General features: G+C 64.7%; 6 protein-coding genes. 4 read left to right on the top strand and 2 right to left on the bottom strand.

Going from position 1 to position 5383, the window contains the following annotated elements:
• The 4 genes from ACI944_RS11260 to ACI944_RS11245 form a co-directional block, all read left to right on the top strand.
• A partial coding sequence (locus tag ACI944_RS11260) for a sensor domain-containing protein (protein WP_411719151.1) occupies positions 1-600 on the top strand: 600 nt, incomplete at its 5' end.
• Between the two features lie 186 nt (positions 601-786).
• Complete coding sequence (locus ACI944_RS11255) at positions 787-1302, top strand: LUD domain-containing protein (RefSeq protein ID WP_411719150.1); 516 nt, start codon at positions 787-789, stop codon at positions 1300-1302.
• Entirely contained in the window at positions 1299-3500 is a 2202-nt protein-coding gene (locus tag ACI944_RS11250) for an LUD domain-containing protein (protein WP_411719149.1), read from the top strand. The genes ACI944_RS11255 and ACI944_RS11250 overlap by 4 nt, the downstream gene beginning before the upstream one ends.
• A 238-nt stretch (positions 3501-3738) precedes the next feature.
• The gene (locus ACI944_RS11245) at positions 3739-4278 is read left to right on the top strand and encodes an N-acetyltransferase family protein (RefSeq protein WP_411719148.1); all 540 of its coding nucleotides are present in this window, start codon (positions 3739-3741) and stop codon (positions 4276-4278) included.
• Positions 4279-4284: 6 nt separating this feature from the next.
• Here the strand turns inward: ACI944_RS11245 and ACI944_RS11240 are convergent, their stop codons facing one another.
• On the bottom strand, positions 4285-4917 hold the full coding sequence (locus ACI944_RS11240; protein ID WP_411719147.1) for a peptide-methionine (S)-S-oxide reductase MsrA: 633 nt from the start codon (positions 4915-4917) through the stop codon (positions 4285-4287).
• Between the two features lie 52 nt (positions 4918-4969).
• Positions 4970-5383: protein-L-isoaspartate O-methyltransferase family protein (locus tag ACI944_RS11235; protein ID WP_411719146.1), on the bottom strand; the 414-nt coding region annotated here is incomplete at its 5' end.

Raw genomic sequence — 5383 nt, 5'->3', positions numbered from 1 at the left:
GTCCTGGTCGTGGGCGCGCCGATACTCGTGTTTGTTCTCGGATGCTGTCACCTCGGCGCGTGGTTTGAGCGCCTCACCGCCCGGTATCTTCTGGGTCTCGATATTCGGTCGCCGGGGTATCCGTTCCTCGAGACTGATGGCCCCCTCGCCCGCCTTCGCGCCCTCGTGGTCGGGCGCGAAACGTGGGCGGCAGCGGGGTATTTAGCGAGCAAGTTCGTGATCGGCGTCGCCTCGTTCGTTCTAGTGACGACCCTTCTTTCGGTGTCGTTATCGCTGCTCTCGGCGCCGCTGTACTACGATGATCCGGGCGTCTCTGTCGGCCTGCGACTCCCCGACCCGGTCACGCTCACGCCGTCACTGCGGATTCCATGGGGTGAACTGCTGATCGGCGCGGAGTTCGCGGTGACGATCACGAGTTGGACGGTGACGACGCTGCCGGCGGCGCTTGCGATGTCCGCGGTCGGCCTCGTTTCGCTCGCCGTCTCCCTCGCCGTTCTCAACGGGGTCGCGTGGCTTGTCGGCCGGTTCACCCGGTTCCTGTTGGGGGCCCCGGACAGATCGCCGGATGCGACGGCCAGATCGAGTCCGAGCGGGGAGTGAGACGGGCGGGCGCGCTGACCCGAACCGCGGTATCTCCAATAGGTCTCCAGCATCCGCGTTCGTTCGGACGACCCCACTGGCCCCGGAAACCGGCCCGCATCCCTGCCGGAATCGGGGCGCACATTCCGTTCTCCGGGCGAAAACACGAAGTAACCGTACTTCTAACGGGTGTGTATCCGGATTGACATGGCAGCACAACGTACCGAACCAGCGCTCTTCGACCAGTTCGAGCGGACGGTCGGGGCCTACGACGTCGGCGTACAGCGGGTCCAGCCATCGGCAGTGCGTGAGACGATCGCGGACCTCCTCTCGGGGCCGGCCATGGGAACGCCGATCGACATCGCGGGGGCGACGCTTCCCGAGGCCGTGACCACGAACCCGACCACCGCCGAACTTGAGGCGGCCAAGACCGGCGTGACGACCGCGTCGCTGGCGATCGCAGACTACGGGAGCGTCGTGCTCCGAGCGACGGCCGAGGGAAGCGAACCGATCAGCCTGTTCAACGACCTGCACGTCGTGGTCCTCCGGGAGTCGGACATCGTTCCCGACATGGCGGCGGCTTTCGAGTGGTTCGGCGAGGAACTGCGAGAGACCCGCGATTCGGCGATCATCGCGACTGGCCCCTCGGCGACGGCGGACATGGGGGCGCTCGTCCAGGGGGCACACGGCCCAAAGAAGGTGGAGGTGATCGTTGTCGCATGAGCGGAAAATCCCAACGATCCCGGGCCGAGCACATCAAACACATCATGGAGACGGAGGGCGACGCGGTCGCGACGAACACCCGCGGGTTCAATGAGGGCCGCTACGAGTCGGTCGCAAAACTCGAGGACTACGAGGCGCTGAAGGACCGCGCCAGGGAGATCAAAGAAGACGCCATCGAGCGGCTTCCGGACCTGATCGACGAGGTCACCGAGGCCGTTGAGGAGAACGGCGGGACGGTGTACATCGCACAGGACGCGGCGGACGCAAACCGCTACATCGCCAACGTCTGTGAGGGCGAGGACGCCGACCGGCTTATAAAAAGCAAGTCGATGACGAGCGAGGAACTCGAGGTCAACGAACACCTCGAACAGAACGCGGTCGACGTGGTCGAGACCGACCTCGGCGAGTGGGTGCTACAGCTCGCCGAGGAGGCCCCGAGCCACATCGTCGCGCCGGCGATCCACAAGTCCCGCGAGGAGATCGCGACGCTGTTCGAGGAGCGCTTCGACCCCGACGAAGAGCTGGAGTCCGCCGAGGAGCTGACGATGTTCGCCCGCGAGCGGCTGGGCGAACTCATCCGCGAGGCCGATGTCGGGATGACCGGCGCGAACTTCGTCACCGCCGACTCGGGAACGATCGCGCTCGTCACCAGCGAGGGCAACGCCCGCAAGTCGGTGACGGTGCCGGACACACAGATCGCGGTCGCGGGTGTCGAGAAGATCGTCCCAAGCGTCGAGGATCTCCATCCGTTCATCGAGTTGATCGGCCGTTCGGGGACCGGCCAGGACATCACTAGCTACGTTTCGCTGTTTACCCCGCCGATCAACTCCCCGACCGTCGACTTCGAGGACACCGACTCGGTCATCAACGGAACCGGCGATGACCGCGATTTCCACCTCGTGTTGATCGACAACGGCCGGATGGCGATGCGGGAGGACGAGGACCTCCGGGAGACGCTGTATTGCATCCGGTGTTCGGCCTGTTCGAACACCTGTGCGAACTTCCAGTCCGTCGGCGGGCACGTCTTCGGCGGGGAGACGTACTCCGGCGGGATCGCGACCGGCTGGGAGGCCGGCGTTCACGGCCTCGACACGGCTGCGGAGTTCAACGACCAGTGTACGGGCTGTTCGCGGTGCGTCGAGGCCTGTCCCGTCGGGATCGACATCCCCTGGATCAACACCGTCGTCAGGGACCGGGTCAACAGCAAGAAGGACGCCAACGCGGAGTTCCTCGTCGATGGGCTCACCCCCGACGCCGAGGAGAGCGGCCCTGGGCTTCAAAAGCGGCTATTCGGGAACTTCGAGACGCTGGCGAAACTCGGTAGCGCCTTCGCGCCGCTGTCGAACTGGATGGCGAACTCGCCGCCGGCCGCCCGCGTGCTTGAGGAAGTCGCGGGCGTCGACCGCCGCCGACCCCTGCCAGCTTTCAGCCGAACGACGTTTGCCGAGTGGTTCGAGAACCGTGATGCGGTTCCGCCGGCCGATCCCGACCGGAAGGTCGTCCTCTATCCCGACCTCTACACGAACTACATGGACGTTGAACGCGGCAAGGCCGCGGTCCGGACGCTGGAGGCGCTCGGCGTCGAGGTGCTTGTCCCCCAGACGCCCGGGTCCGGCCGCGCGCCGCTTTCGCAGGGAATGATCGATACCGCTCGGAGCAAGGCCAACGCGGTCGCCGACGAGCTCGGTTCGTACTTCGACGCCGGCTACGACGTCGTCGTCATCGAGCCAAGCGATGTCGCGATGTTCACCGGAGAGTACGAGCGACTCCTCCCTGAAGGCGAGTTCGAACCCTTCGCGGAGAACAGCTACGAGATTCTGGAGTACGTCTACGGGCTTGTGGCCAACGGCGCGGACATCGACAAGCTTCGACACGCCGACGGCGACACGACGGTCGCCTACCACAGCCACTGCCAACAGCGGACGATGGGCCTTGAGGAGTACAGCCGCACGATCCTCGAACGCTGCGGGTACGACGTCGAGACGAACGATGTCGAGTGCTGTGGGATGGCCGGGTCGTTCGGCTACAAGAGCCAGTTCTACGAGCAGTCGATAGATGTCGGCGAGAACCTCGCCGGACAGATCCGCGACGCCGATCCGGACGTTGTCGTCGCGAGCGGCACGTCGTGTCTCGACCAGATTGACGACCTCCTCGAGGAACGGCCCCAACACGTGATCGAACTTCTCGCGCCGAGATAGCGGTCACCCTTTCAGCAGCCCTTGCTGTTGACTTTGCCGATGGTGTTCACTCGAGGCGAGGAGCAGACACCCCGTCCAGCCCCGCGTCCGTCGATCGGTTTCAATATTCGACCGACCATGAGATTTCTAAAACATTCATTTGATTACCCGTCTTCTTAATGTCCGAATGTTTTAGGATATTATCGGTTATACTATCCACGTGCAAAAACACTTTAGGTAAGAAACGTTTGTTTATACTATGTCCGTAAACGACTTTGTTCGAACAGTCTACGACCGGCTCCGTCCCGGCCGGATCACCCCTCGTGTCCCGCCATTGCGGATCACCGATGACGACGGTCGGGAGATACAGTTCCGCCCGCGTCAAGGGTCGGATTTCGATGCGCTGGTGGACATGTACGACGGGCTGGCGCCGGCAAGCCGCGCACAGGGGGTTCCGCCGCAGGGGATGGAGGCGATCCGAGAGTGGCTGTTGACGGTGCTCGACGGCCCGAACATCGTCGCGTGCCACGACGGTCGGATCGTCGGGCACGTAAGCTTCGTTCCCGACGGGACTGACCGTTACGAACTCGCTATCTTTGTCGATGACGACTACCAGCGCGCGGGAATCGGTACGACGCTTCTCGGCACCGGCTTGGGCCACGCCGAACGGGAGGGGGTGGAGTACGTCTGGCTGTCGGTTGAGAAGTCCAACCGCGGGCTCCTCCGGTTTTATAGCCGCGCCGGGTTCTCCGTCGTGAACCCGATGGGGGTGACCTACCGGATGTCCCGGTATCTCTGAGTGTTCTCACTTGCGACCGTGCCGGGGTGCCGTCCCGATACCCAACTCGGGAATCGGGGCCACCTCGCGCCCGGCGCGGTCCGCATTCAATTTTGCGGCCGCTGGCGACTCTCGGATCGCCTCGTCGTCGTACTCCGCCTCCTCAAACAGATCCAACAGGGTGCGGTCGGATCTGAGGGTGTACTTCTGATGGTAGCTTTCCGCCGGATAAAACGCCGAAAGCGGCTCGATCCGCGTTGCGATGCCGTCCCGGGAGTACCCCTTCCTGTCCAGGTACGCCCCCAACGCCTCGCGTTGTGCGTCGGTTTCGGGGAAAACTATGTGATGGTACTGACGTTTTGCCGACTGTTTGCGAGGGTCGTGGGCCGCGAACGCGGCCTCGAGAAGCGTCCGGTAGTCGAGCCGTCTCGGGTCGTAGTCGACCTGAACGACTTCCGTGTGGTCGCCGAGGGCGTGGTAGGTTGGGTCCGATTCCGTTCCACCGGCGTAGCCGACTCGGGTTCGGACGACGCCGCCTATTGCGCCAAAGCGCGCGTCGGGACCCCAAAAACACCCGAGACCGAACGTCGCCGTCTCCGTCGCCTCGCGCGTCGGGGCCGCACGGTCATGCTCGCTGATCGTCCGCGGCGTCGGGGGCATACGTCCGCTTAGTGCTGAACGATAATATGCCGTTCCCCGACCCGGGGGGGACTCAATCGTGGTCCCAATCGATCCAGGTTCGCTCCCACCCCTTCCGGCGCTCGGCGTCCCGGCGGGCGTGTTCGCGGTCCTCGCGGCGGGTCCGGTTTCGCTCGATCGTGTCCGCCTGCTCGCCGTCGACGAGCATCGGGTGGAAGGCGACGGTACCGTACTCGGTACGGTCGTCGCCCTCGATCGCGACGAGGGTCTGGGTCCCACCGCCGAGTGGCATCACGAGTCGGCCGCCGGGGGCCAACTGCTCGCGGAGCGCCTGCGGCGGTTCCACGGCGGCGGCCTCGAGCAGGATGCGGTCGTAGGGGGCGTATTCGGCGAGACCGCGAGCTCCGTCCCGACAGTCGACGAGCACCCCGGGGTACCCCGCAGACGAGAGGTTCGAACGGGCGTCGTACACGAGCCGCCGGGCGAT

Source organism: Natronomonas sp. (genome assembly GCF_046710025.1).
Classification (GTDB): domain Archaea; phylum Halobacteriota; class Halobacteria; order Halobacteriales; family Haloarculaceae; genus Natronomonas.
This window is presented reverse-complemented; position numbering and strand designations above follow the sequence as displayed.

Excerpts from the sequence above, each read along its gene's own strand:
- ACI944_RS11255 (WP_411719150.1), top strand. The coding sequence starts at position 787 with ATGGCAGCACAACGTACCGAACCAGCGCTCTTCGACCAGTTCGAGCGG.
- ACI944_RS11250 (WP_411719149.1), top strand. The coding sequence starts at position 1,299 with ATGAGCGGAAAATCCCAACGATCCCGGGCCGAGCACATCAAACACATC.
- ACI944_RS11240 (WP_411719147.1), bottom strand. The coding sequence starts at position 4,917 with ATGCCCCCGACGCCGCGGACGATCAGCGAGCATGACCGTGCGGCCCCG.
- ACI944_RS11245 (WP_411719148.1), top strand. The coding sequence starts at position 3,739 with ATGTCCGTAAACGACTTTGTTCGAACAGTCTACGACCGGCTCCGTCCC.